Source organism: Promicromonospora sukumoe (genome assembly GCF_014137995.1).
GTDB lineage: Bacteria > Actinomycetota > Actinomycetes > Actinomycetales > Cellulomonadaceae > Promicromonospora > Promicromonospora sukumoe.
This window is the reverse complement of sequence record NZ_JACGWV010000001.1, coordinates 2,746,567-2,771,921: the sequence shown is the minus strand read 5'-3', so window position 1 is coordinate 2,771,921 and position 25,355 is coordinate 2,746,567. Positions and strand designations below refer to the sequence as shown.

23 protein-coding genes are annotated in these 25,355 nt (G+C 74.7%); 17 read left to right on the top strand and 6 right to left on the bottom strand.

Going from position 1 to position 25,355, the window contains the following annotated elements:
- The first annotated feature begins 159 nt into the window (after positions 1-159).
- The 16 genes from FHX71_RS12310 (at position 160) to FHX71_RS12235 (ending at position 19,292) form a co-directional block, all read left to right on the top strand.
- Positions 160-444 (top strand): hypothetical protein, encoded by a 285-nt coding sequence (locus tag FHX71_RS12310; protein ID WP_182616597.1) that lies wholly within the window; start codon positions 160-162, stop codon positions 442-444.
- A 323-nt stretch (positions 445-767) separates the two neighbouring features.
- A complete protein-coding gene (locus FHX71_RS12305) occupies positions 768-1,973 on the top strand; it encodes a DUF916 domain-containing protein (protein ID WP_182616595.1) in 1,206 nt (401 codons plus the stop codon).
- Positions 1,970-2,818 (top strand): hypothetical protein, encoded by an 849-nt coding sequence (locus FHX71_RS12300; RefSeq protein ID WP_182616593.1) that lies wholly within the window; start codon positions 1,970-1,972, stop codon positions 2,816-2,818. Before FHX71_RS12305 ends, FHX71_RS12300 begins: the two co-directional genes overlap by 4 nt.
- Positions 2,818-3,858, top strand: a complete 1,041-nt coding sequence (locus FHX71_RS12295) for a sortase (protein WP_182616591.1) — start codon at positions 2,818-2,820, stop codon at positions 3,856-3,858. Before FHX71_RS12300 ends, FHX71_RS12295 begins: the two co-directional genes overlap by 1 nt.
- Before the next feature lie 227 nt (positions 3,859-4,085).
- Positions 4,086-4,859 (top strand): phosphate ABC transporter ATP-binding protein PstB, encoded by a 774-nt coding sequence (gene pstB / locus FHX71_RS12290; protein WP_182618666.1) that lies wholly within the window; start codon positions 4,086-4,088, stop codon positions 4,857-4,859.
- Complete coding sequence (locus tag FHX71_RS12285) at positions 4,856-7,282, top strand: serine/threonine protein kinase (protein ID WP_182616588.1); 2,427 nt, start codon at positions 4,856-4,858, stop codon at positions 7,280-7,282. The genes pstB and FHX71_RS12285 overlap by 4 nt, the downstream gene beginning before the upstream one ends.
- A gap of 346 nt (positions 7,283-7,628) precedes the next feature.
- Positions 7,629-9,719, top strand: coding sequence for an HNH endonuclease signature motif containing protein (locus FHX71_RS12280; RefSeq protein ID WP_246402540.1), 2,091 nt, complete (start codon positions 7,629-7,631; stop codon positions 9,717-9,719).
- Between the two features lie 381 nt (positions 9,720-10,100).
- A complete protein-coding gene (gene phnD, locus FHX71_RS12275) occupies positions 10,101-11,024 on the top strand; it encodes a phosphate/phosphite/phosphonate ABC transporter substrate-binding protein (protein ID WP_182616586.1) in 924 nt (307 codons plus the stop codon).
- Positions 11,025-11,026: 2 nt separating this feature from the next.
- Positions 11,027-11,842 (top strand): phosphonate ABC transporter ATP-binding protein, encoded by an 816-nt coding sequence (locus FHX71_RS12270; RefSeq protein WP_312877029.1) that lies wholly within the window; start codon positions 11,027-11,029, stop codon positions 11,840-11,842.
- A complete protein-coding gene (gene phnE / locus FHX71_RS12265; RefSeq protein WP_182616584.1) occupies positions 11,823-12,632 on the top strand; it encodes a phosphonate ABC transporter, permease protein PhnE in 810 nt (269 codons plus the stop codon). The genes FHX71_RS12270 and phnE overlap by 20 nt, the downstream gene beginning before the upstream one ends.
- A complete protein-coding gene (locus FHX71_RS12260; protein WP_182616582.1) occupies positions 12,629-13,432 on the top strand; it encodes a tyrosine-protein phosphatase in 804 nt (267 codons plus the stop codon). The genes phnE and FHX71_RS12260 overlap by 4 nt, the downstream gene beginning before the upstream one ends.
- A complete protein-coding gene (locus FHX71_RS12255; RefSeq protein WP_182616580.1) occupies positions 13,429-14,034 on the top strand; it encodes a TetR/AcrR family transcriptional regulator in 606 nt (201 codons plus the stop codon). Before FHX71_RS12260 ends, FHX71_RS12255 begins: the two co-directional genes overlap by 4 nt.
- Positions 14,035-14,045: 11 nt before the next feature.
- Positions 14,046-14,927, top strand: coding sequence for a helix-turn-helix domain-containing protein (locus FHX71_RS12250; RefSeq protein WP_182616577.1), 882 nt, complete (start codon positions 14,046-14,048; stop codon positions 14,925-14,927).
- 130 nt (positions 14,928-15,057) lie between these two features.
- Positions 15,058-16,113: an iron-siderophore ABC transporter substrate-binding protein gene (locus FHX71_RS12245; protein WP_182616575.1), complete on the top strand. Its 1,056-nt coding sequence runs from the start codon at positions 15,058-15,060 to the stop codon at positions 16,111-16,113.
- Positions 16,106-17,167, top strand: coding sequence for a peptidase C39 family protein (locus tag FHX71_RS12240; RefSeq protein ID WP_182616573.1), 1,062 nt, complete (start codon positions 16,106-16,108; stop codon positions 17,165-17,167). The genes FHX71_RS12245 and FHX71_RS12240 overlap by 8 nt, the downstream gene beginning before the upstream one ends.
- Positions 17,168-17,279: 112 nt before the next feature.
- Entirely contained in the window at positions 17,280-19,292 is a 2,013-nt protein-coding gene (locus tag FHX71_RS12235) for an MDR family MFS transporter (RefSeq protein ID WP_182616571.1), read from the top strand.
- On the opposite strand, the gene FHX71_RS12230 is transcribed toward FHX71_RS12235, so the two are convergent.
- The 5 genes from FHX71_RS12230 to FHX71_RS12210 form a co-directional block, all read right to left on the bottom strand.
- Positions 19,243-20,853 carry a sensor histidine kinase gene (locus tag FHX71_RS12230; protein WP_220489666.1) on the bottom strand — a complete coding sequence of 537 codons (1,611 nt, stop codon included), beginning with the start codon at positions 20,851-20,853 and terminating at the stop codon, positions 19,243-19,245. The genes FHX71_RS12235 and FHX71_RS12230 overlap by 50 nt on opposite strands.
- Positions 20,846-21,607, bottom strand: a complete 762-nt coding sequence (locus tag FHX71_RS12225; RefSeq protein WP_182616569.1) for a response regulator transcription factor — start codon at positions 21,605-21,607, stop codon at positions 20,846-20,848. The genes FHX71_RS12230 and FHX71_RS12225 overlap by 8 nt, the downstream gene beginning before the upstream one ends.
- Before the next feature lie 69 nt (positions 21,608-21,676).
- A complete protein-coding gene (locus FHX71_RS12220) occupies positions 21,677-21,973 on the bottom strand; it encodes a hypothetical protein (RefSeq protein WP_182616567.1) in 297 nt (98 codons plus the stop codon).
- On the bottom strand, positions 21,973-23,265 hold the full coding sequence (locus FHX71_RS12215; RefSeq protein WP_182616565.1) for an inorganic phosphate transporter: 1,293 nt from the start codon (positions 23,263-23,265) through the stop codon (positions 21,973-21,975). Before FHX71_RS12215 ends, FHX71_RS12220 begins: the two co-directional genes overlap by 1 nt.
- Before the next feature lie 152 nt (positions 23,266-23,417).
- Positions 23,418-23,885 (bottom strand): VOC family protein, encoded by a 468-nt coding sequence (locus FHX71_RS12210; RefSeq protein ID WP_182616563.1) that lies wholly within the window; start codon positions 23,883-23,885, stop codon positions 23,418-23,420.
- Positions 23,886-23,998: 113 nt separating this feature from the next.
- Between FHX71_RS12210 and FHX71_RS12205 the strand changes: the two genes are divergently transcribed.
- Entirely contained in the window at positions 23,999-25,102 is a 1,104-nt protein-coding gene (locus FHX71_RS12205) for a helix-turn-helix transcriptional regulator (protein WP_182616561.1), read from the top strand.
- Here FHX71_RS12205 and FHX71_RS12200 read toward each other — a convergent pair.
- Complete coding sequence (locus FHX71_RS12200) at positions 25,026-25,286, bottom strand: zf-HC2 domain-containing protein (protein WP_182616559.1); 261 nt, start codon at positions 25,284-25,286, stop codon at positions 25,026-25,028. The genes FHX71_RS12205 and FHX71_RS12200 overlap by 77 nt on opposite strands.
- Between the last annotated feature and the right edge of the window lie 69 nt (positions 25,287-25,355).

Sequence of the window (25,355 nt, the reverse complement as noted above, 5' to 3'; positions counted from 1 at the left end):
ACCTCGAACGGCTCGCCCCGTGGTCCCGGCCCGCACCCAGCGGGCCGGGACCACGGGGCGGGCCTCCGCCGTCCGGCCCCGAAGGGCCGGGCACTCCGACAAGAGAGAGCAGATCCCGCGATGGACGCACCTGGGCCTTCGGGCGATGCGTCGGCCCACGTGCCCGAGATCATCGACGTCGTCACCTCGCTCGTGGACCTCCTCGGACGGCACGGGAACGCTTCCGGTGCGGCCTGGCTCGAGCAGCGGGCGAGCGTGCTTCGGCACGGCTCCGAGCACGACCGCCTGTCCGCGGTCCGCGACCTGCATCGGATCGTGCTGGGTATGGGAGGGCTGATGGACATCTATCTCAGGGCCGGGTCCGCTGACGAGGATCGCCGGGCGAACGCCGAGCTTGATGCGCTGGCCGGTCGCTTGTACCGCCTGACCGAATCGACGCCGTGATCCGGTCGAGCGCCCCTCCCTTTGGGTGGTTCTTGGGCGGGCCTGCTGCCCGACACCTGCGACGAGCCGCCCGGCGACGGGCCGCCGTTCCCCGTAAAACCGCAGGTCAGAGCGCTGAATCTGCGGCCGGGGGAGCGGCGTCTACCTGGTGTCCACCTCGGCGTCGCCGGGCCGCAACGTGCTCTCCGCCTCCCCGATGTTTGCCCGACCCGAGCGCCCGTCACGATGATTCGGGTGTCGGGACCGGCACCGCGCGGAGCAGCGGCGCCGGCATGCATCCCGCGGTCCGGCAGGGGCCGCGACCGGGTCTGGAGAACCTCACGATGACCGTCCCAAGACCTCTCGCGCGCGGCGTGCTCGCCGCCGGGGTGCTCGCCGCCCTCGCCGGCCCGGTCGCGTCCGCGCACGCGGTGCCGGTGCCCGCGGTGCCGGTCCTCGCCGTCGACGACCGCGAGGTGACGTGGAGCGTCCAGCCCGCCGGCCCGGAGGGGCCGGACGGGCGCACCGAGCTCACCTACGACGTCGAGCCCGGCACGACCGTGAGCGACTGGGTGTCGGTGTCCAACTTCTCGGACCGCCCGGCGACCTTCCGGGTCTACGCCTCGGACGCGACCACGGACTACCGGACCGGCGCGTTCACGCTGGTCGCCGCCGACCAGGCCTCGACCGGCCTCGGGTCCTGGACCGCGGTGGACTCCGGCCCCGCCGTCTGCCCCGACTCGGGGGACGACGCCGAGGCGACCTGCGCGGCCGGTGTCGGCGCCGTCGTCGAGCTGGAGCCCGGCGCCCGCGCCGACGTGCCCTTCACCATCACGGTGCCGCACGACGCGACGCCCGGCGACCACGCCGCCGGCATCGTCGCCTCCTTCCGCTCGCGCGCGGCGGACGGCGACGGCTCGGCCGTGCAGGTGGAGCAGCGCGTCGGCACGCGGATCTACCTGCGCGTCGACGGGCCGGTGCAGCCCGAGCTCACCGTGACCGGGACGGTCGCCGGGTTCGACGGCGTGGCCAACCCCTTCGGGGCCGGCACCGCGACCGCCGGGTTCGACCTGACCAACACCGGCAACACGCGCATCTCCGGCGAGCCCGAGGTCCGGGTGAGCGGGCCGTTCGGCATCGACCTCGGCGCGGTCGACGTCGAGCCGGTGCGGAACCTGGTGCCCGGCGGCACGGCGCACGTCGTCGCCGAGGTGCCCGGGGTGGTGCCCGCGCTGCTCCTCTTCGCCGACGTCACCGTGACGCCCGTCGCCGTCGAGCGCACCGGCTCGGGGCCCGACGACGTGCTGCCCGCCCCGGCGCGCGCGTCGGCGCAGGCCTGGGCCGTGCCGTGGCCGACCGCCGCGATCGTGCTGCTCGTGGCCGGGGGTGTCTGGGCGGTCGTGGTGTGGCGCCGCCGGTCCCGGCGGCTGCTGGCCGAGGACCTCGCCGCGTACACCGAGCGGGTCCGGGCCGAGGCGCTGGCGGGGCCGGCTGCGGGCGCGCCCGGGGCGCCCGGCGACGTACACCGTGAGAGCGAGGCCCTGCGATGAGCGCGGCTCGCGTGCTGCTCGCCGTCGTCCTGCTGGGTGCCGCCGCGCTGGTGCTCGGCCCGGTCAGCGCGGGGTACGCCGACGAGGGCGAGGACACCGGGATCAGCGTGACCATCCCCGACGTCGACCCGACGGAGGAGCCGACCGAGGAGCCGACGGAGGACCCGACCGGGGAGCCGACGGACGACCCGGGCGACCCCTCCGGGGACCCGACCCGGCCCGGTGCGAGCGACGGGAACGGCGCGGGTGGGGGCGGGGGCGCCGGGGGCGGCGTCGGCGGTGGAGGTGGTGCCGGGGGTGCGGGCGGAGGCGGCTCGGGCGGGGGCGGTGGCGATCCCGCGGACGACGACCCGAGCACGCCCGGCCCGTCCGGGAAGTGCGTGCCCGCCGAGCCCGTCGTGCCGACCGAGCCCGCGGCCGACGGCGACCCGGCGACGCTCGACGACGACGTCCGCCTCCCGGGCGAGGAGGTGGTGGTGCGCGCGAAGGGCTTCGAGGACGGCGAGCGGGTGCAGGTCGTGCTGTTCACCGCGCCGCAGCGGGTGGAGTCGACGCGCGCGGACGGCCGCGGCGTGGTCGAGGCCGCCGTCACCCTCCCGGACGAGGTGGCCGCCGGCCCGCGCGCGGTGCAGTTCACGGGCTGGTGCGGGCAGGTCGCGGTGGCCCAGGTACTGGTGGCGGCGCCCGGCTCGCAGGCCGGCGGCGGCATCCCGGCCTGGGCCTGGTGGACCGGCGGCGGCCTCGGGGCGGCCGGCGCCGGGGTGGGCGGCTGGTACGTGGTGCGGCTGATGCGGGCGCCCGGCGCCGGCCTGCCGGTGGCCGGGAGCGCGGGGGTGGCGGCCTGATGAGCAACCCCGTGACCGACACCAAGGACCAGGACGCCCAGGGGCTGCCGGACAACCCGAACCCGGCGCCCGCCGACCCGTCGAACCCCTACGCCGTGCCCAACACCGTCGGGCCCACCACGTGGGGCGCCCGGCGTCGTACCGCCCGCCTCGCGGCGGCCGTGGCCGCGGCGACGCCCCGGCAGCCCGTCCCGCGCGACACCCGCTGGTGGGCGGGGGCCGCGATCCTCACGGTGTCGATGCTGCTGCTCGCGTTCGTGGCGCACGTGGCGCTGTTCTCGGCGGCGCAGCACCACCGGGCCCAGGTGCTGGCGTACGACGAGCTGCGGACGTCGCTGGCCAAGGCCGAGACGCCGGTGGGCCAGCTCGACCTGAACGGGGACCTGGTCCCGGCGGGCACGCCGGTCGCGCTCCTGGAGATCCCTGCGCTGGGCGTCTCCGAGGTGGTGGCGGAGAGCTCCACCTCGCGGGTGCTCCGGTCGGGCCCCGGGCACCGGCGCGACTCCGTGCTGCCGGGACAGGCCGGGACCGCCGTGGTCCTGGGCCGCCAGCTCACCTACGGCGGGCCGTTCGGCGCCCTGGACCGGCTCGTGCCCGGCGACGAGATCCGCGTGACCACCGGCCAGGGCACGCACACCTTCCAGGTCTTCGGCCTGCGCCGCGCGGGCGACCCGCTGCCCGAGCCGCTCGCCGTCGGGCAGGGGCGTCTGGAGCTGATGACCGCCGACGGGCTCGAGCTGTTCCCGTCCGGCGTGCTGCACGTGGACGCGCAGCTCGTCTCCGACGTGCAGGAGACCCCCACGAAGGTGCTCGCCGAGCCCGCGCTGCCCACCGAGGAACGGGAGATGGCGGGCGACGACGGCGCCTGGTTCACCGCGTTCTTCGTGCTCGTGCTCTTCGTGGCCGCGGGCGTCGCCCTGTGGTGGCTGTGGACGTCGTGGGGGCGGTGGCACGCCTGGCTGATCGGCGTCCCCTTGCTGCTCGCGCTCGGTGTGACCTGCGCCGACATCGTCATGGACGCGCTGCCGAACCTGCTCTGAGAGGACCAGTCATGACCACGGAGAACCAGACCGGCGGGACCGGAGGTGCTGCCGGCACCGCGAGTGCCGCCGCCGGTACCGTCACGGACCCCGCGCCCGCCGACGTCGGACGGACCATCACGCTGCCCGCCGTCGGCCCTGGCGTCGGCCCCGGCGTGGGCCCCGCCGTCGGACCCGAGGCCCCGCCCGGGGCGCCGGCCCCCGCCGTCCCGCGGCCGGAGGCCGCCCTGTCGGTGCTCGACGCGCGGAACGTGTCCGCGTGGTTCGGGTCGCACAAGGTGCTGGAGCGCGTGTCGCTGACCATGCCGGCCGGCCAGGTGACGGCGCTCATCGGGCCGTCGGGCTGCGGCAAGTCGACGTTCCTGCGCATCCTCAACCGCATGCACGAGCTCGTGCCGATCGCCGCGCTGGCCGGCGAGGTGCGCCTGGACGGCGAGGACATCTACGACCGCCGGAAGAAGATCCAGGACGCCCGCAAGGACATCGGCATGGTCTTCCAGAAGCCGAACCCGTTCCCCGCGATGTCGATCTACGACAACGTCGTGGCCGGGCTCAAGCTCACCGGTGTGCGCGCGTCGCGGGACGAGAAGGACGAGCTGGTGGAGCGCTCGCTCACCTCGGCCGGCCTCTGGCGGGAGGTCAAGGACCGGCTCGCCCAGCCCGGCGGCGGCCTGTCCGGTGGCCAGCAGCAGCGCCTGTGCATCGCCCGGTCCCTGGCCGTGCGTCCCAAGGTGCTGCTCATGGACGAGCCCTGCTCGGCGCTGGACCCCACCTCCACGCGCGTCATCGAGGAGACCATGGTGGAGCTGCAGAAGGAGGTGACGATCGTGATCGTCACCCACAACATGCAGCAGGCGCAGCGCGTGTCCCAGCAGTGCGCGTTCTTCCTCGCGGCCCAGGGCACGCCCGGCGCGATCGTGGAGCACGGCGACACGGAGGCCATGTTCTCCGAGCCGCAGGACGAGCGCACCTACGACTACGTGAACGGCCGGTTCGGGTGACGGACGGGTCGCCGTCGGGCGTGCCGTTCGGCGGACGGTACGAGCTCGGCGACCTGCTCGGCGTGGGCGGGACGGCGTCGGTGTTCGCGGCGGAGGACCTGGCTGGTGCTGGCGCTGCTGGCGCTGCTGGTGCTGCTGGTGCTGCTGGTGCTGCCGGGGCCCCGGTCGCGGTCAAGATCCTGCACCCGCACCTGAGCGCCGACGCCGCCGCCCGCGACGCGTTCCTGGCCGAGGCCCGGGCCGCCCAGGAGCTGCGCCACCCGAACATCGGGGCGGTGCGGCGCTCCGGCGTCCACGACGACGCCGGGACCGTGCTCGCCTGGATCGCCCTGGACCTGGTGGACGGCGGCAGCGTCGGCGAACGGGTCGCCGACGGCGGCCCGCTGCCCTCGGCCGAGGCCGCCGCGGTGCTCGACGGTGTGCTGGCCGCGCTCGGCGTCGCGCACGCCGCGGGGCTGGTGCACCGCGACGTGTCCCCGGCGAACGTGCTGCTCCACGGTGCGGCCCCCGGCGAGGTGCTGCGGGCGGAGCACGTGCGGCTCGTCGACTTCGGCCTGGCCGACGCCGCGGGGCGGACCGCCGTGGGCCGTGCCGTCGTCGGGAACGGCACCGTTGGGCGTGGCGAAGGGGACGGCACCGTCGGGAACGGCACGGTCGGGAACGGCGCCGTCGGGCGTGGCGTCGTCGGGCACGACGTGCTCCGCGTGGGCGAGAACGTGCTGCGGACCGGACCCGGCTCCGACGGGTCCGCCGTGACGGCCGTGCTCGGCGCGGCGCACGGACCGGGGCGCACCGTCGTCTCCGGCCGGGCGGGGCCCGGCGTCGGCCGGCCGAGCGCACCGGGCGCGGACGGCGCGCGAACCGTCGTGGGCAACCCCCAGTTCATGTCGCCCGAGCAGGCCCAGGGGCGGCCGGTCCGCGTGGCCGGCGACGTCTACCAGGCGGGAGCGCTCCTCTACTACCTGCTCACCGGGCGCCCGCCCTTCCCGCGTGACACCGACGCCCAGGTGCTCAGCGCGCACGTCTCGGCGCCGCCTCCCGTGCCGTCCGCGCTGGCCCCCGCGGCCCGGGCCCTGGACCGCGTCGTGACGCGCGCCATGAACAAGACACCGGTCCGCCGGTTTCGGGACGCCGCCGAGATGCGCACGGCGCTCGCGGAGGCGATCGGCCGGACGGCCTGGACGGCGGGGGCGACCGGGACGGCCGCGATAGCCGGGACGACGGCGGACGCGGGGTCGGTCGGGTTCGCTGGTGCTGGTGCTGGTGCTGGTGCTGGTGCTGGTGCTGGTGTGGGTTTGGGTGTGGCTGCGGGGCCTGGACTGGGTGCGGGTATCGGCGGGGTTGGTGGTGCGGGCGTGGCGACGGCCTCGGGAGTAGGGGCGACCTCGGGTGTGGTGGCGTCGTCGGGAGCCGTCCCGACCTTGGGTGCCGGAGCGGGCGCGGGCGGTATCAACGGGGCCGGGACGTTTCCGGACGAGGAACGTCTGACCACCTCGGCGCGGGGCGCGGGCCCGGGCGAACAGACCGGGCCGGGGGACAGCAACGAGGAGCGCACTGCGGGAGACATCCCGGGCGAGCTGCGCCCCGACGGTGACCCGGGCCCCGGCAGCGGCGACGGACCGCGCCGGACCGCCGACCTCGCGTACCTCGCGCCGGTCGAGGACGGGCCCGGGGCGGCACCGGTCGTCGCGCGCCGGGCCGGCGCCGCCGGCGTCGGCGCGGTGGCGCTCGCCCTGCTCCTGGCGGGGTTGGCGGTGTGGGCGGCAGTCGCGGCCCCCGGTCTGCCGCAGGCCGGAGCGGGGGACTCGCCGAGTGCCGGCGGTTCCGTGTCGCTCACGCCGGCACCGATGTCGACGGCGAGCCCGTCACCTTCGGCGTCGACCGCGTCGCAGTCTGCCTCGCCGTCGGGTTCGCCGAGCAGTGGCGCCGCATCGCAGGCCCCGAGTGCGTCACCGTCGGCGACCTCCTCCGGGACGCCGACGGCGACGGCTCGACCGCCGTCGGCGGACCGTTCCGCGGTGCCCGTGCTGACGGGCACGCTCACGGAGGCGCAGGAGGCGCTGCGCGCCGTCGGGCTGACGCTCGGTGACGTGACCCGCGAGGACTCGGCCGAACTCGCCGGGACGGTGCTCGAACAGCATCCCGCGCCCGGCCGGATCGTGGAGTCCGGCGCCGCGGTGGCGGTCACCGTGGCGAGCGGCCGGAACGCGGTGCCCGCCGTGGCCGACATGACGCTGGGCGCCGCGCTGGCCGAGCTGGAGTCCGCCGGTTTCGAAGTGGTGCCGGACATCGCGGGGACGTCGCCGCGGACCCCGGTCGTCGGCACCGCGCCGCCCGCACGAACCGTGCTGCGCCTGGGCGTCACGGTGACGGTGCTCGTGGGAGAGCCCGACCCTGTGCCGTCGGGGTCGCCGCCGCCCTGACTTGGTCGTCCTGACCCCGCAATATGACTATCGGTCCGACGCTCCCTGTGCGCGCCGAAGGGCGCCGTTTACGCGGCAGGCAGAACAACGAGCGGCCGTCAGTGGCTCCACGTAGGATCGAACAAACGTCCGCAGGAATGATGTGCATGGTTTAATTTTGATTGTTTTCCGGGTATCGGGGGAGGTGGCAGCATGGGCAAGCAGCGGGCCGACGGCGGTGGAGGCTTGGCGACCGTGTCGTTCTTGACCGGTCGAGGGCCGGGCGAGGTGTCCGAGCGGAAGGGCGTTTCCGCCGCGCTGGCCGACGACCCCATGTGCGTGGTGCCTCTCCTGGCGGGAGTGCTCCATGAGGCGTCCCCTCCTGCCGAGGATCCCGCGGCCGGCAGCATGCCCGACGACGCCTGGCTCGCCCGCACTGTTCGCCGAAGGTGAGGCGCTGTTCGCCGAGCGGGACGAGCAGTACCTGCGGAGCGCTCCGTCGCGACCGGAGTCGAGTCGTCTGTCGGACGGTACGGCGTCGTCCGGCCCGGTGGCGCTGTGGCCCGTCGAGGTGCTGCGGGAGGCGCTGGCCGGCGCGCCCGGCGCGGAGCTGGCACGAGTGGTCGCCGAGTACACCGGGCTGGGTGCCGCGCCGTGCGAGGCCGCGGGCACCGGACCTGTTGTCGGGACCGCTGTCGGACTTGCTGTCGGACCCGACGCCGTGCCTGCCGCTGAACCCGCTGCGGTGCCGACGGCCGGTTCGGCAGTCGATCTCCCGGCTGGAGCTGAGGCCGGGTCGGCGGCGCTCGCCGCGTTGTCCGACGACGTACTGGGGGAGCTGGTGGGCGCGTGCGCCCGGCTGCAGTCGTGGGCGGCGGGCGTGCAGGCGCAGGCCGTGGCGGAGCGGGCCGCGCGGGAGACCCACCCGCTGGCCCACGACTCGCTGGTCGGGCAGGTCACGGCCGAGCTCGCGATCACGCAGGCCGAGGGGTCCGAGGTAGTGGTCCGGGCCGAGTCCGGTGCCCAGCACCCCACGGTGATCAGTGCTCTCGTCTCGGGGCGGATCGACGTGCGCAAGGCGCACACCCTGCTGCGCTCCGCCGCGCAGCTCACGGTGGCCGAGCGGGCCGAGGCGATCGCCCGATACCTGCCGCAGGCTCCGTCCCGGACGTGGCGCTGGCTCCGGAGCAAGCTGCTGGCCTTCGCGAAGGCCCGGCACGGCGCCGAGGAGACCGCGCGGGCGGCGGCTCTGGACCGCAACGTCCAGCTCGATCGGGCCGAGAACGACATGGGCTGGCTGTCGGCGTACCTGCCCGCCGTGGACGCGGCGGCCGTGTGGGGCGTCGTCGACGACATGGCGCACCAGCTCCGGTACACCGCCGGCGAGGAGCGCACCCTCGGCCAGCTCCGGGCGGACTGCCTGACCGGCATTGTGACGGGCCGGCTGCTGCCAGCGGACCGCTTCGCGGCCACCGTGACCGAGGGGGCCCCGGGGACAAACGTGCGCGCGGCGAGCTCCGTGGGCACGGGAGCTCCAGGGTCGGCGTCGGCCGACAGCGGCTCGACGTCCGACATGACGGGTACGACGGCGAGCACGCGGGTCGGCACCACCGGCGCGAGCGCCACGGGCACTGACATCGGCACAGGCACTGACATCGGCACGAGCGCCGACATCAGCACTAGCACCGAGAACAGCACGGGCGCTGACACCGCTACCAGCGCTGCGGCCGACGCTGTCTGCGCCTGCGGTGGGCGGGCGCCCGTCGTGCACGAGACGGTCGTGCGGGTGGTGCCCACCCGGCCGGTCGTCCGCGTCACCGTCCCGGCGAGCACGCTTCTGGGTCTGGACGACGCGCCCGCTGAGCTGGACGGGTTCGGACCGGTCCCGGCAGACGTCGCGCGGCTCCTCGCCGAGGACGCCACCTGGCGGCGGCTGCTCACGGACCCGGTCACGGGGGTCCTGGTCGACTACTCGTCCCAGTCGTACACACCGGGCAAGGTGCTCCGGGCGGCGGTGGAGGCCAGGGACGGGACCTGCACGTTCATCGGGTGCGACACCCCGGCGACGACGTGCGACCTGGACCACATCGAACCCTTCGACCACCAGTGGAGAGAGCGGGCCGGGGCCACGGGCAGGAACGTGCCCGGACAGACGAACGCGGGGAACCTGCACGCGCTCTGTCGTCGACACCACCTGTTCAAGACCCATGCTGGCTGGGGCGTCGAACGCGACCCGGTCACCGGGATCACGACCTGGACCACGCCCACGGGCAGGACGCACACCCGGCCGCCGACGGTGCTGGACACCCGGGTCGACCTGGAGCAGGTCGACCCGGGCACGAGCAACGACCTGACGATGCGTGCCCTCACCGGACGCCGCCTGCCCCGCGCCTACGCCCCGGCCACACCGACGGCAGTCGCCCCCGACCCGTCCGACCCGGGGGCACCACCGTTCTGATCGAGGAGAGCACCTGCACCTGCACCGGGGCCGGCACCAGACCGGGACCGGGTCCGGCTCCCGCTCGGCGCTGCGGTCAAGCTGCGGCGCCGCCCTCCGGCATCGGTCCCGATTCAGGCTCCAGCTCCCACGTTCTCCTGAAGGAAGGGTCGAGCGCTCTTCCGGCCGCGGCCCGGCCCCGCTCCGCCTCGCTCCAGGTCCAGGTCCAGGTCCAGGTTCCGGTTCCGGTCCCGGCGCCGCCCGGTCACCCGATCTTCATCCGTGCTTCCGTTACAGGACCGCGGTCTCGTAATTCGCGGCCATCTCCTCGGGGTTCCATATCGATATCGCCAGTCGCGATATCCCGCCGGGCACCGCCCGGCTCTCCCGAAAGGAACGCCGATGCGCCCTCGCGCCCTCCCGGCTCTGGGCCTGCTCGCCCTCGGTACCGTCCTGCTCGCCGGCTGCTCCGCGTCGGCCGGCGCCGCCGACGCCGCGGCGTCGGACCCGGACGCCCCCATCACCTTCGCCACCACCCCGCTCGGCGAGGACCCCGGCGCCGAGAACCCCATCGAGGCCTTTGCCGGCCTGGTCGAGGCCGAGACCGGCCGCGAGGTCGAGATCGTCGACGTGCCCGACTACACGGCGGTCGTCGAGGCCCTGCGCAACCACCACGTCGACATCGGGTTCATGAGCGGGTTCCCGTCCGCGCTCGCGGTCAACACCGGCGAGGTCGACTCCCTGGTCGCCTGGCCGGGCAACGACGACCCGGTCTCGACGTGCCTCGTGCTCGACGGCTCGCCCCTGGAGTCGCTCGACGACGTCACGCCTGAGACCGTCGTCGCCTTCGCGGACCCCGCCTCCAGCTCCGGCTACTTCATGCCGGTCGCCATGCTGCACGACGCCGGCCTGGAGAAGGACGCCGACTACACGCCGATGTTCAGCGGCGGGCACGACATGAGCTTCACCGCCCTCAAGGAGGGCCAGGCCGACGTCGCCTGCACGTCGACGATCTTCCCGTCCATGGCGGGCCTCGGCGACCCGATGTTCCCGTTCGAGAAGGGCGAGACCCGCTCGATCGGCGAGAGCGCCTCGATGCCCGTCGCGGTCACCGTGCTCGCCGACCAGGAGCTCGCCGACGACAAGCGCGAGCTGCTCAAGGAAGCCCTGCCGAAGGTGTTCGTCGAGGAGAACGCCGAGTCCCTCGGCGCGATGTTCGAGGCGATGCAGGGCACCGAGCCGATCGTCGACCCGGACCCGTCGATCTTCCAGCCGTTCGTCGACATCGCGGCGATCGCCGACGTCGACATCTCGGACCTGGGCTGACCGTGACCGGCCCCGCACTCGTCTCGGTGCGCGACCTCCGGGTCGCCTACGGCGACGGCCCGCTCGTGCTCGACGGCGTCGACCTCGACCTGTTCCCGGGCGAGATGGTTGCCCTCCTGGGCTCGTCCGGCTCCGGGAAGTCGACCCTGATGCGCAGCCTCACCGGCTTCGCGCCGATCAACGGCGGTTCCGTGCACGTCGTCGGCCACGACATGACGAACCTCCCGCGGCGCCGGCTGCGCGACGTGCGCGCGTCGGTCGGCCAGGTGTTCCAGCAGTTCAACCTGGTCGGCCGGCTCAGCGTGCTCACCAACGTGCTCACCGGCTCCCTGCACGACGCCGGGCCGATCAACCTGGCCGGCGGCTTCAGCAGCGCCCACCGCCGGCGCGCCATGGAGCTGCTCGACCGGGTCGGCATCGCCCACAAGGCCACCGACCAGGCCCGGTCCCTCTCGGGCGGGCAGCAGCAGCGCGTCGCCATCGCCCGCGCCCTCATGCAGAACCCCCGGATCGTCCTCGCGGACGAGCCCGTCGCGTCGCTCGACCCGAGGATGTCGCACGCCGTCCTGGAGCTCCTGCACGACATCGCCCGCCAGGACGGGATACCGGTGCTCGTGAGCCTGCACGTGCTGCCGCTCGCGCTGGAGCACTCCGACCGCATCGTCGGCCTGCGGCACGGCGAGGTCCTCGTCTCCGCTCCTACGGACCGGCTCGACGCCGCGGCGCTCGACGTGCTCTACGCGCACGACGAGACGCCCGACGGCGCCCACGACGACACCCACCCCCGGAAGGCCGACCGTGTCGACGATCACGCCTGACCCGCGCACCCGCGCCCGTCTCGAGCGCGCCGTCAACGTGCCCCGTGCGCGGTTCCTGCTCGGCCTGCCCGTCGTCGGCGTCCTGCTGGTGTGGTCGTTCGTCGGCGCGGAGTTCGACTTCGCCAAGCTCGGTGAGGGCACCGTCAACATGGGTGACTTCCTGCTGCGGCTGTTCCCGCCCACCTGGGACAAGTTCGGCACCATCGTCGAGCTGCTGGTCGAGACGCTGCAGATGGCGATCGTCGGCACCGTGCTCGGCGCGGTCCTGTCGCTGGTCGCCGCCTTCGGCGCGGCGTCGAACATCGCGCCCCGCTGGCTGTACTACCCGACCCGGTGGGTCATGAACGTCATCCGGTCGCTGCCCGACCTCGTCTTCGCCCTCATGTTCGTCTCCGCCGTGGGGCTGGGCCCGTTCGCCGGCATCCTCGCGATGACGGTCGGCTCGATCGGGTCGATCGGCAAGGTCTTCGCGGAGGCCATGGAGGCGGTCGACGCCGGTCCGGTGACCGCGATGCAGGCCGTCGGCGCCTCCCGCCGCCAGGTGGTCCAGTACGGGGTGCTGCCCCAGGCGGGGCCGCTGCTCGTGTCGTACACGCTGCTGCTCTTCGAGGGCAACGTGCGCGGCGCGACCATCCTGGGCATGGTCGGCGCCGGCGGCATCGGGCTGGAGCTCACCACCGCCATGCGCATGTACGACTACGGTCACCTCAGCGCGATCGTCATCTGCATCATCGTGCTGGTCACGGTCATCGACCAGGCCAGCGCCGTCATCCGAAGGAAGATCACATGACCAGCATCCCCGCGCTCACGCTGAGCGCCCCCGTCAACCTCCGCGACCTGGGCGGCATCCCCGTCGACGGCGGCGTCGTCCGCCCGGGCTTCGCCCTGCGCGCCGATGACCTCGCCCTCGTGACCGACGACGTCGCCCGCGGCCTGGTCGACGGCGGGGTGCGGGCGATCATCGACCTGCGCTCCACCGACGAGCTCGGCGTGACCGGCCGCGGCCCGCTCGGCACGCACTCGAACGTCAGCTACCACCACGTGCCGCTGCTGGCGGACATCGGCCAGGCAGCTGACCAATCAGCCGGCACCGCCGGTGCGCACCCCGCCGCGGTCGCCGAGATGATGGACCAGACCAAGTTCGGCCGCATGTACCTGCGGATGTACGAGGGTGCCGCCCCGCAGATCGTGACGGCGCTGGCGATCATCGCCCACGCGCCGGGCGCCGTCGCGTTCCACTGCGCCGCCGGCCAGGACCGCACGGGCGTGCTCGCCGCGTCCCTGCTGCTCGCGCTCGGCGCCGACCAGGACGACATCGTCACCGACTACGTACGCACCGGCGAGAACTCCGCGGCCATCATGGCGCGCATCTCGCCCGTCATGCGGCCGCTGATGAGCCGGTTCGGCATCGAGCTGGACGAGGCGGCGCTGGCCGCCGTCAGCACGGAGTTCTCGGCGGAGCCGATGCGCGAGCTGTTCGCGGCGCTCACCGAGCGGCACGGCGACCCGCTGGCGCCCCTGCGCGCGGCCGGGCTCACCGACGGGCTGGTCGCCCAGCTCCGCGCCCGCGCCCTGCGCCCGGCCGCGTGACGGACGGCCCGGCGCGCGGCCCCGGCCGCCCACGGGCCCAGGGGCACGACGAGCGGATCGTCGACGCCGCCGTCGAGCTCCTGGACCGCGGCGAGGAGATCACGGTGAGCCGGGTCGTCGAGCTCAGCGGCGTGAGCCGCGCGGCGATCTACCGGCGCTGGCCGAGCATGACCGACCTCGTCGCGACGGCCCTGGACCGGGGCCGCGCGCCGCACACCATCCCGCTCGACGGCGACCTGCTGCAGAACGTGCTCGACGCCTACACCACGGCGCCGGCCACGACGCGGGAGGCGTACTCCGAGGAGCGGTTCCGGCTGCGGATGCGCCTGGCGATGACGGACCGCAAGCTCGCGCAGGCCTACTGGCGGTCGCACGTCTCGCGGCGCCGCGGCGGCATGGTCGCGGTGCTGCGGGCCGGCATCGAGCGGGGCGTGCTGCGGCCCGACCTCGACCTCGACGCCTGCATCGACCTGGTCAACGGCGTCTTCTACTACCAGTTCGTGGTGCGCGGCGTGACCCTCGACGACCCGGAGGCGCTGGCCCGCTGCCGCGAGGGCATCCGCGTCGCCTGGCGGGGCATGGCCGTCGAGCCCGGAACCTAGACTCCGTACGCATGGCCCCCTCCACCCGCGACACCGCCGACACCGGCGACGCGCGCGGCTCCTGGCGCCGCGATCCGGCGGCGTCGGTCGGCCGCACCTACCCGGTCCCGGCGGACGCCCCCGCGGCGTTCACGATCGTGGCCGAGTCGCACGTCGTCGACACGGCCACGGAGTGGGAGCCGCACGTCCACCCCGCGCACGAGCTGGTCTGGGTGCGCCACGGCACCCTGACGGCGCGGGTGGGCGGCCAGGTGTTCACCGTCTCGGAGGGCTTCGGCCTGTGGGTGCCGGCGGGGCAGGAGCACGCCGGCCGGCTGACGGCGGGGGTGGAGCTGTACGACGCGTTCTTCGCGCCCGAGCACACCCCCGAGCACGCCCCGCCCGTCCTCGGCGGCCCGACCGTCGTGGCGATGGGGCCCGTGCTGCAGGCCCTGCTGATCCGCCTGGCGCGCCGGGACCTCGACCCCGCGGCCCGGGCCCGGGCGGAGGCGGTGGTCTTCGACGTGCTGGAGCCGTCCAAGCGGCAGCTCGCCGTGCGGCTGCCCGCCGACGACCGGGTCGACACGATCGTCGAGGCCCTCCTGGCCGACCCCGCGGACGAGCGGTCGCTGGAGGAGTGGGCGCGGGCGTCGGGGACGAGCGCGCGGACGATCACACGAGTGTTCCGGGCGGCGACCGGGCTGTCGTTCGCGCAGTGGCGGCGGGCCGTGCGGGTGCACCGGTCGCTGGAGCTGCTCGGCGCGGGCGGCAGCGTGCAGGACGTGTCCGAGGACCTGGGCTACGCGCATCCGGGCACGTTCATCGACGCCTTCCGGCGCGTCATGGGGACGACGCCGGGCGCCTTCGCCGCCGAACGCGCCTCCTCCTCGGACACTGCTGGCCGGAAACCCTGATCTGCTGTCGGGTCTACGGCATTGCGGACGAAGGTAAGCCTTACTTAGGCTCACCTCAGCGGGCACGCCGGCACAGCCGCGTCGGGCGCCATGCCCCGTCCCGCTCCGCAAGCAGAAAGAGGAAAGTCCCATGGTCGTGCCCAGGAGAAGCCCCGCCGCCGTCGGAGCCGCCGTGTTCGCGCTGGCGCTCGCCGTCACCGGATGCGGGACGACGGCGGTGGACGCGTCCGCCCCCGAGCCCTCGGCGCCCGCCTCCGGGAGCTGCGCCGACGACACGACCGAGACCTCGACCGGGCCGGTGTCCCTCGTGGACGGCGTCGGCCGCACCGTCGAGCTGGACCAGCCCGCCGAGCGCATCGCCGTGCTGGAGTGGCAGGAGGTCGAGGACGCGCTGACGCTGTGCGTCACGCCGGTCGCCGTCGCCGACCCCGCGGGCTACTCGACCTGGGTCTCGGCGGAGAAGCTCCCCGACGGGGTGGCCGACGTCGGTACCCGCGAGGAGCCCGACGCCACCGCCCTGTTCGCCGCCGACCCGGACCTCGTCATCATCGAGGGCTTCAGCGCCGGCGACGAGGCCATCGCGCAGTTCGAGAAGCAGGGCGTCCCCGTGCTGGTCGCGCGCGGCAACGACCCCGAGGACCCGCTGGGCAACATGAAGGACGTCTTCTCGCTGGTCGCGGAGGCGACCGGCCGCACCGAGCGCGCCGAGCAGGTGCTCGCGGAGTTCGACGCCCACCTCGCCGAGCGCAAGGCCGAGGTCGCCGACCTCGACCTGCCGACCACCGACTTCCTGTTCTTCGACGGTTGGCTCCAGGGCGGCAACCTGAGCCTGCGCCCCTACACGGAGGGCGCGCTGTTCACCGAGCTCGGCAAGGAGCTGGGCCTCACCCCGGCCTGGAGCACCGAGGTGAACGACTCCCACGGCACGGGCGGCCTGAACGCCGAGTACGGCCTCGCCCAGACCGACGTCGAGGGGCTCACCGCCGTGGGCGACGCCAACCTCTTCTTCTCCAACGGCGACACCACCGGCTACGTGGACGCGCTCGACGAGAGCGAGCTCTGGACCTCGCTCCCCGCCGTCGAGGAGGGCCGCGCGTACGAGTTCCCGCTGGTCTGGGGCGCGGGCGGGCCCCGCTCCACGCAGCAGGCCGTCGACGCCTTCGCGGACGCGCTCACCGGTGACTGACCGGACGGGCGGGCACGTCGTCGTCCCCTGGGACCCCGCGGCGCTGCCCGCCGGGCCGGCCCGGATCGTGCCGGACGCCGTGCTCGCCCGGTGGCGCTCCGCCGACCGGTCGGTGCAGGACCCGCGGCTCGTCGTGCTCGACGACGGCACGGGCGCCGCCCTCGTGACCGCCCGTCCCGGCACCGCCTACGTCAAGATCGTGGACGCGGTGGGGGACGCCGTCGCGGCGGCGCGCGCCGTCGTCGGCCACGCGCACGGCCGGGGCCTCGCCCAGGTGAAGTGGGAGGGGTGGACGGCGGGGGAGGCCGCCGCGGAGGCGGGCTTCGCCCCGCTCCGCGCGCCCCTCGTGCCCGACGCCGCCCAGCCGGCGACCGGGTACGTGCGCTGGCTGGGCGACGGCGCCGGCGACGACGGCCCCTACCGCGACCAGGTTGGTGAGCCCGCCCATTACCAGCAGAGCACCCACTTCACCTGCGGGGCGGCCGGCGCGGTGATGGCCCAGGCACAGCTCGGCGCCGTCCGCCCGGAGGACGTCGACCGGCGGCTGGAGCTGTCGCTGTGGCGCGAGGCCACGAACTTCCCCGCGTGCGACCCGGTGCGGCTCGGCCTCGCCGTGCACCGGCGCTGGCCGGGGTCGGCCGTCACGGTCTCGCTCGACACCGACGGGCCGGTCATCCTCGACTCCTACCCCGAGGGCGACCGGGACTGGCGCGCCCTGCTCCAGGAGCTCTCCCGCGAGGAGGCGGCCGAGGCGGGCCTGCCGGTCGACGGCCGGCACCTGACCGTGCCCGGCCTGCGCGCCGCCCTGGCCGGCGGCGAGCGCGTGCTGCTCCTCGTCTCCCTGAAGGCGATGCTCGGATTCGACGTGCCGCACTGGGTGCTGTGCCACGCCACGGTGCCCGGCGCCGTCGTGCTGGAGGACCCGTGGGTCGGCACGGCCGCGGGGGAGACCTGGGTCGACGCGCACCTGCTCCCCGTGGCCGACGCCGCCCTCGACGCCATGTCCCGGATGGAGGACGCCGGGTACCGGGCGGCGGTCCGGATCGGGGGCTGAGGCCCGACGGCGCCTGCGCGCGCCGACCCGGACGGGCCATGACAGTCTGCCTCCGGGGGGCACACGCACGGCCGCGCAGGCCTCGCCGTCCACCGGACCCGGGAGGCATCGCATGACCGCACCGAGCGCAGAGGCGGAACCGCAGACCCTGCCGCAGGCCAGGGTCTGGGCGATCTTCGGCGGGCTCATGCTCGCGATGCTGCTCGCCGCCCTGGACCAGACCATCGTCGCCACGGCGCTGCCCACGATCGTCTCCGACCTGGGTGGCGCGGAGCACCTGTCCTGGGTCGTGACGTCCTACATGCTGGCGAGCACCGCCACCACGGTGCTCTGGGGCAAGCTCGGTGACCTCTTCGGGCGCAAGACGCTGTTCATCGCCTGCATCCTGATCTTCCTCGTCGGCTCGATCCTGTCCGGCACGTCGCAGACCATGGGCCAGCTCATCGCCTGGCGCGCCGTGCAGGGCGTGGGCGGCGGCGGGCTCATGGTGCTGTCGCAGGCGATCATCGGCGACGTCGTTCCGCCCCGGGACCGCGGCCGGTACCAGGGCCTGTTCGGCGCCGTCTTCGGTGTCTCGTCGGTCGCCGGGCCGCTGCTCGGCGGGTTCTTCGTCGACAACCTCGACTGGCGCTGGGTCTTCTACGTCAACATCCCCGTCGGGATCATCGCGCTGGTCGTCGTCGCCTCGGTGCTGCCCCGCATCACCACGGCGGCCCGGCCCCGCATCGACTACGCCGGCATCATCCTGCTCGCCACGATCTCCACCGCGATCGTGCTGCTCACCAGCCTGGGCGGCACCACCTGGGAGTGGAGCTCCGCCCCCGTCTACGCCATGATCGCGCTCGCGGTCGGCGGGCTGGTCGCGTTCGTCGCGGTCGAGCGGCGCGCCCCCGAGCCCGTGCTGCCGCTGCACCTGTTCCGCAACCGGGTGTTCTCCGTCTCGGCCGTGATCGGGTTCGCCGTCGGCTTCGCGATGTTCGGCGCCATCACCTACCTGCCGCTCTACCTGCAGACGGTCAAGGGCTCGACACCCACCGAGTCCGGGCTGGAGATGACGCCGATGATGCTCGGCCTGCTCATCACCTCCATCGGCTCCGGGCAGCTCATCTCGCGCACGGGGCGCTACAAGGTCTTCCCGATCGCCGGCACGGCGGTCACCACGGTGGGCCTCTTCCTGCTCTCGCTGATGGACCAGGGCACGACGACGCTCCAGGCCGGCCTGAGCATGTTCGTCTTCGGCGCGGGGCTCGGCATGGTCACGCAGGTGCTCGTCATCGCCGTCCAGAACGCCGTGAGCTACCGCGACCTCGGCACGGCGACGTCGGGCACCACGTACTTCCGCACCATCGGCTCGTCCGTGGGCGTCGCGGTGTTCGGTACGATCTTCGCCAACCGGCTCGCGGCCGAGGCCGCGACCTCCGTGCCCGACGCCGCGCAGGGCGTCTGCGGCCCGGCCGCGCTGACGGCGTCCACGCAGGGGCTCGCGCAGTGCCCGCCCGACGTGCAGACCTGGTTCCTGGACGCCTACACCACCTCCCTGCACCTCGTGTTCCTCGGCGCGGTGCCCGTGGCCGCGCTCGCGTTCCTGCTGACGTGGCTGCTGCCCGAGGTCGAGCTGCGCACCGCGACGCGCGGCGGCGACGCCGAGGCCGGGCACGCGACCGGCGCCACCTTCGCGCTCCCGTCGTCGCGCACCTCGCTGGAGGAGCTGCGCATGATCCTGTGGCGCCGGGTCGGCCGGCGCGACCCGCTGCGGGTCTACGACCTCGTGGCGCAGGACGTCGGCCTGTCGCCCGGCCAGGCGTGGATGCTCACGCGGGTCTCGCTCAAGCGCACCCGGGAGGTGCCCCTCATGGCCGAGCACGCGGGGCGCGCCGAGGGCACCGTGCGCGCCGTCGCGGACTCGCTCGTGACCCGCGGGCTCGTGACGGTCGACGGCGACACGGTCCGGGCGCTGCCCGCCGGGGACGTGGTCGCCGAGCAGATCCGGGAGGCCGAGCGGGAGCGGCTGCGGCGCTACGTGGCCGAGTGGCCCGGCGGCGACGAGCCGGAGGTCACCCAGCTCGTGGACCAGCTCACGCGGCAGATCCTCGCCGACCGGACGACTGGCCCGTCGGGCGGCTGAGGTCCTGCTGCCGGACCTCCGGCACGGCGCGCGGCAGCCGCACGGTGAACGTGGTGCCGGGCGGGCCGTCCTCGTCCGCGGTGGTCGACCGGACGGCGAGCGTGCCGCCGTGCTCGGTGACGATGGCCTCGGCGATCGCCAGGCCCAGGCCGGTCGACCCGCCGTTGCGGTTGCGGGCCGCGTCGCCGCGCGTGAACCGGCGGAACAGCGTGGGGCGCAGCGCCGCGGGGATGCCCGGGCCGTCGTCGGTGACCTCCAGGACGACGGCGTCGCCGTCGGACGCGAGCCGCACGTGCACCCTGGTCCCGGGCGGGGTGTGGGTGCGCGCGTTGGCGAGCAGGTTGGCCACGACCTGCCGCAGGCTGGCCTCGTCGCCGGTCACGACGGGCGCGCCGTCGGGAGCCTCGTCGTCGGCGTCCGGCAGCTCCAGGGTCCAGGTGCGGTCCGGGCCGGCCGCGTGCGCGTCCATCACGCCGTCGACGGCGAGCGCCGCCAGGTCGACGGGTGCCCGGTCGAGCTGCCGTCCGGCGTCGAGCCGCGCCAGGAGCAGCAGGTCCTCGACGAGGCCGGTCATGCGGATGGCCTCGGACTCGATGCGGTCCAGGGAGCGCGCGGTGGTGGGCGGCACGTCCTCGGGGGTGCGGTGCACGAGCTCGGCGTACCCGCGGATCGAGGCCAGGGGCGTGCGGAGCTCGTGGCTGGCGTCGGCGACGAAGCTGCGCACCTGGGTCTCGGAGTCGTGCCGGGCCTGGAGCGAGACCTCGACGTTCTGCAGCATGCGGTTGAGCGCGGCGCCGACCTGGCCGACCTCGGTGCGCTCGTCGGTCAGGTCGGCGGGCACGCGGGGGATGGTGGCGATCGCGCCCTGGGAGAGCTCCAGCTCGGAGACGCGGCTGGCGGCGGCGGTGACGCCGTCGAGCGGGCGCAGGGAGCGGCGCACGAGCCAGGCGCCCACGACGACGGCGGCGAGCAGCGCGGCGCCGCCGAGCGCGATCTCGACCAGGACGTAGCGGTGCACGGTCGCGTCGACGGTCTCCGTGCCGGCCGCCACGACCGTCGGCTGACCGTCGTCGGTGGTCGTGTGCACCGCGCGAAAGGAGCCGAGGCCGGTGAGCCGGACGTCGTGGACCTGGCCGTCGTCGGGCACGGCGAGGAGCTCGGTGACCTGGGTGTCGTCGAGCGCCTCCCGCTCCAGCGACGTGGTGACGTGGTCGGCGAGCACGGGCTCGCCGTCGACGTAGCGCACGACGACGCTGCCGGGGCCCAGGCCGGGCGGGAACGCGGAGCGGATCTCCGTGCCGGTGGCGCCGGCCGGCGCGGGCATGGGGAGGGTGGGGACTTGGGGGCCCTGCGTGAGGCGCTGGCTCGCCTGCTCCAGCTCGTGGTCGGCCTGGCTCAGGAGCTGCGAGCGCAGCACCGCCGTCGACGCGACGCCGAGGCCCACCGTGACCACGAGGACGACCGCGGCGAGCACGAGCACGAGCCGCCGCCGCAGCGCGGTGGGGCGGCGCGCGGCGCGCGCGGGCGGCGTGGGTGCGGTGGGCACGGGGATCTCAGGCACGGGTCTCGCCCGTCCCCTTGGGTGGCCGCAGCACGTAGCCGACGCCGCGCAGCGTGTGGATCATGGGCTCGCGCCCCCGGTCGATCTTGCGGCGCAGGTAGGACACGTACAGCTCGACGATGTTCGCCTGCCCGCCGAAGTCGTAGTTCCAGACGCGGTCGAGGATCTGCGCCTTGGACAGCACGCGCCGCGGGTTGCGCATGAGGTAGCGCAGCAGCTCGAACTCGGTCGCCGTCAGGTGGATCTCCTCGCCCGCGCGCCGGACCTCGTGGGCGTCCTCGTCGAGGCGGAGGTCGCCGACGGCGAGGACGGCGTCCTCGTCCGGGCCTGCCGTGCCGCGGCGCCGGAGCAGGCCGCGCAGCCGGGCCACGACCTCCTCCAGGCTGAACGGCTTGGTCACGTAGTCGTCGCCGCCGGCGGTGAGCCCGGAGACGCGGTCCTCGACGGCGTCGCGCGCGGTCAGGAACAGCACGGGCACCCGGGCCTCGTGCTCGCGCAGGCGGCGCAGCACGGTGAGCCCGTCCATGTCGGGGAGCATGACGTCGAGCACGACGATGTCCGGCGTCGACTCCCGCACCCGGCGGATCGCGGAGGCGCCGTCGGGGGCGGCGGTGACGTCCATGCCCTCCAGCCGCAGCGCGGAGGTGAGCAGCTCGGTGAGGTTGGGCTCGTCGTCGACGACGAGCACCCGGACGGGCGACCCGTCCGACCGGGTCAGGCGCTGCCGGCCGGCGGGCGCGGGTGCTGTGGTCATGCCTCCAGGGTGCCCCCCGTTCCGGGGGGCTCCCTGGGCCGAACCTGTGCGTCGCCTATGTGCCCGGCGTCAGTGCCCGCCGGAGACGACGACGAACAGCCCCGTGGCGACCGCCGCGACGACGAGGGCCAGGCACAGGACCGCTCCGGCCATCCGTGCGGGACCGGGGCGCGGGATGGCGACGGCGACGGGGCGGCCGTCCTCCGTCGTCCGCGCCTGCGCCGCCCTGGCCGCGTCCTCGCGGTCCTGCGCGGAGCCGGCCAGCAGGCGCAGCCCCAGCGCGAACAGCGCGGGGATGCCGGCGCCGACGAGCACGCCGGCCACGAGGACCTGGCCCAGTGCGCCCCACTCGATGAACTCGCTCATCAGTTGTCTCCCTTCGGCGAGGTGCCGGCGCCCGGGGCGCCGACCGTCCCCACGGACTCGATGGCCGGGCCGACGGACGAGGCCGTCGCGAGGGCGGGCACGGGGCCGACGCGCTCGCCGCCCGCCTCGCCGGTGGTGGCGGCGACGGGCTCGATGTTCGCGCCCTTGTCCTCGTCCCACTCCTCGTTGACGTTGGTGTGGTCGACCGGTGTGCGCCGCGACGCGATCCAGATGGCCGCCGACGAGGCCACCAGCACCCCGAAGACGGCGAGGGTGCCCGCGGTGCCGCCGATGGCGGACTCCAGCCAGTGGCACAGCGCGCCGACCAGGCCCGCGGCCGGCAGGGTCAGGCCCCAGGCGACGAACATGCGGCCGGCGACGCTCCAGCGCACCTTCGCGCCCGGCATGCCGACGCCGGAGCCGAGCACCGAGCCGGTGGCGACGTGCGTCGTCGACAGCGAGAACCCGAAGTGGCTGGACAGCAGGATGACGGCGGCCGAGGAGGTCTCGGCGGCCATGCCCTGGCGGGTGTCGATCTCGACGAGGCCCTTGCCGAGCGTTCGGATGACCCGCCAGCCGCCCAGGTAGGTGCCGACGGCCATGGCGATGGCGCAGCTCAGGATCACCCAGAGCGGCACGCCGGAGTCGGCGGGCACGGCGCCGCCCGCGATGAGCGCGAGCAGGATGATGCCCATTGACTTCTGCGCGTCGTTGGTGCCGTGCGCGAGCGAGACGAGCGAGGCGGAGCCGATCTGGCCCCAGCGGAAGCCGCGGTTGGTCAGGTCCTGCGGCACGCCGCGCGTCAGCTTGGCGACGCACCAGGTGCCGAGGCCCGCGACGGCGATCGCGATGAGCGGGGCGAGCAGCGCGGGCACGAGCACCTTGGACACCACGCCGGTCCACAGCACGCCCGACGTGCCGACGGCGGCGAGGACGGCGCCGACCATGCCGCCGACCAGCGCATGCGAGGAGCTGGACGGGATGCCGAGCAACCACGTCAGCAGGTTCCAGACGATGCCGCCCACCAGGCCGGCGAGCACGACGGGAAGGGTGATCACCTCCGCGTCGACGATGCCCTTGGCAATCGTCGCGGCGACGGCGAGCGACAGGAACGCGCCGACGAGGTTGAGGACGGCGGACAGCGCCACGGCTGCCTTGGGCTTGAGGGCGCGCGTGGCGATGGAGGTGGCCATCGCGTTGCCCGTGTCGTGAAAACCGTTCGTGAAGTCGAAGGCGAGCGCGGTCACGACGACGAGCGCGAGCAGGAGCGTTTCGGTCACGGCCTCGATCATGCGAGGCGAACCTGGTCGTGATCTGTGTTTTTGACTGAAATCCAGGCGATGTTCCCTCATAGTTCATCTGGTGTTCATCTTGTCGCAGCATTGATGGTGTGCGTCGGGCCCGGGCTCCGCGTTCTCGCGGAGCCCGGGCCGCGCCGGCGACGTCAGGCAGGGACGTACTCGGCAGCGACGTCGAGCACCCAGGTGACGCCGAAGCGGTCGGTGAGCATCCCGAACGCGGGCGCCCACTGCGCCGGGCCGAACGGCTCGACGACGGTGGCGCCGTCCGCCAGCGCCGCCCAGAGGGCGCCGACCTCCTCGACGGTCTCGCCGCGCACGGACAGGAAGAACGGCTCCGAGGTGATGGTCGTGCCGTTCTCCCGGCGGGTGGTCGGTGCGTCGGCCGCGGGGAGCGGCTCGGCGCCGGGCACGTCGTAGGCCATGACCCGGAAGCCGTTGTCGGCCACGACGTGGCCGAAGACGACCTTGCCGGCGTCGGGCAGCCCGGCCGGCATGCCGAAGTCGCCGTAGGTGGTCACGAGGAGCTGCCCGCCGAAGACCGACTGGTAGAACTCCAGGGCCGCGCGGGCCTGGCCGCGGAAGTTCAGGTGGGCGACGGTGTTGATCGACATGGTGTGGTGGTCCTTCGCGGGTGGGGTCGCCGCCGGAGGTTTCCGGCGACACCCGTCACTCTGCCGGGCGTACCGGACAGGGAACGTCCGGTACTCGTGCCATCGTGGGAGGCATGCCCACCGCCGACGCCGCGACCACGTCCGCCCGCCTGCTGTCCCTGCTCTCGCTGCTCCAGGTCCGGCGCGACTGGCCCGCCGAACAGCTCGCGCGCCGGCTCGGCGTCACCGACCGCACGGTGCGCCGCGACGTCGACCGCCTGCGCGAGCTCGGCTACCCCGTGCGGACGTCCCGCGGGCCCGACGGCGGGTACCGGCTGGAGGCGGGCAGCGACCTGCCGCCCCTGCTGTTCGACGACGAGCAGGCCGTCGCGCTCACCGTGGCGCTGCGGCTCGCCGTCGTGACGGGGGCGGGCATCGAGGAGGCCGCCGCCCGCGCCCTGACGACCGTGCGCCAGGTGCTGCCCTCCCGGCTGCGGCAGCGGGTCGACGCCCTGGAGGTCGCCGCGGCGGAGACCGGGCCGGGTGGCAGCGGCGCCCAGGTCGACACCGACGTGCTGCTCGCGCTGAGCGCAGCCGTCCGCGCGCGCGAGGAGGTGCGGTTCGACTACGCGACGCCCGGGCAGCCTGACACGGGGCCGCGGCCGCCCCGGCGGGTTCAGCCGCACCACCTCGTGGTCCGCGCGCGGCGCTGGTACGTCGTCGGCTGGGCGCCGGAGGCGGGGGAGTGGCGCACCTACCGGGTGGACCGGATGACGCTCCGCGTGCCGAACGGCCCGCGGTTCACGCCCCGGGAGGTGCCGGGCGGCGACGTCGGCGCGTTCCTGGCGGCCCGGTTCCGGGGCGCCGACCCCGGCGCCGACGCCGCGCCCGCCGACCCCTGGCCGTGCACCGGCGAGGTGATCCTGGACGTGCCCCTCGCCCGGGTCGCGCCGTTCGCCGGCGACGGGATCGCCGAGGAGTTCGGCGCCGGCCGCACCCGGCTGCGCACCGGGGCGTGGTCCTGGGCGGCCCTGGCCGCCGACCTGGCCCGGTTCGACGCCGACGTCGAGGTCGTCGGCCCGCCGGACCTGCGCGCCGCGTTCGCCGGCCTCGCCGCCCGCGCGGCGCGCGCCGCCCGTGAAGTCACGGAAGCCACGGACGTCACGGCCAGCGGCGGACGCCCCGCTGCGGGCGGCTCGCGCCCCGCTGCGCCCAGCCGACCTGGCGCACGTCGATGAACGCACGGATGCACCCGGCGCACCGGTCGATGTGCGCCTCGAAGCGGCGCTTGCGGCGCGCGTCGAGGCGGCGGTCGAGGTAGCCGGGGATCGCCGCTCGGGTCGACCCGCACTCCGGCTGCACGGCGGGCACACCCCCGGCGTCGGGTACGGCTACCAGCTCGTCGATACAGATGGCACTCATGGACGTCACGCGAACCTGCCCCCTGCGCACACGTTGCCCGGCGGTCGCCGGCTGACAGCAGTCTCACTC

Excerpts from the sequence above, each read along its gene's own strand:
- FHX71_RS12305 (WP_182616595.1), top strand. The coding sequence starts at position 768 with ATGACCGTCCCAAGACCTCTCGCGCGCGGCGTGCTCGCCGCCGGGGTG.
- FHX71_RS12300 (WP_182616593.1), top strand. The coding sequence starts at position 1,970 with ATGAGCGCGGCTCGCGTGCTGCTCGCCGTCGTCCTGCTGGGTGCCGCC.
- FHX71_RS12295 (WP_182616591.1), top strand. The coding sequence starts at position 2,818 with ATGAGCAACCCCGTGACCGACACCAAGGACCAGGACGCCCAGGGGCTG.
- FHX71_RS12280 (WP_246402540.1), top strand. The coding sequence starts at position 7,629 with ATGAGGCGTCCCCTCCTGCCGAGGATCCCGCGGCCGGCAGCATGCCCG.
- phnD (WP_182616586.1), top strand. The coding sequence starts at position 10,101 with ATGCGCCCTCGCGCCCTCCCGGCTCTGGGCCTGCTCGCCCTCGGTACC.
- FHX71_RS12260 (WP_182616582.1), top strand. The coding sequence starts at position 12,629 with ATGACCAGCATCCCCGCGCTCACGCTGAGCGCCCCCGTCAACCTCCGC.
- FHX71_RS12250 (WP_182616577.1), top strand. The coding sequence starts at position 14,046 with ATGGCCCCCTCCACCCGCGACACCGCCGACACCGGCGACGCGCGCGGC.
- FHX71_RS12245 (WP_182616575.1), top strand. The coding sequence starts at position 15,058 with ATGGTCGTGCCCAGGAGAAGCCCCGCCGCCGTCGGAGCCGCCGTGTTC.
- FHX71_RS12235 (WP_182616571.1), top strand. The coding sequence starts at position 17,280 with ATGACCGCACCGAGCGCAGAGGCGGAACCGCAGACCCTGCCGCAGGCC.
- FHX71_RS12225 (WP_182616569.1), bottom strand. The coding sequence starts at position 21,607 with ATGACCACAGCACCCGCGCCCGCCGGCCGGCAGCGCCTGACCCGGTCG.
- FHX71_RS12220 (WP_182616567.1), bottom strand. The coding sequence starts at position 21,973 with ATGAGCGAGTTCATCGAGTGGGGCGCACTGGGCCAGGTCCTCGTGGCC.
- FHX71_RS12215 (WP_182616565.1), bottom strand. The coding sequence starts at position 23,265 with ATGATCGAGGCCGTGACCGAAACGCTCCTGCTCGCGCTCGTCGTCGTG.
- FHX71_RS12210 (WP_182616563.1), bottom strand. The coding sequence starts at position 23,885 with ATGTCGATCAACACCGTCGCCCACCTGAACTTCCGCGGCCAGGCCCGC.
- FHX71_RS12205 (WP_182616561.1), top strand. The coding sequence starts at position 23,999 with ATGCCCACCGCCGACGCCGCGACCACGTCCGCCCGCCTGCTGTCCCTG.
- FHX71_RS12200 (WP_182616559.1), bottom strand. The coding sequence starts at position 25,286 with ATGAGTGCCATCTGTATCGACGAGCTGGTAGCCGTACCCGACGCCGGG.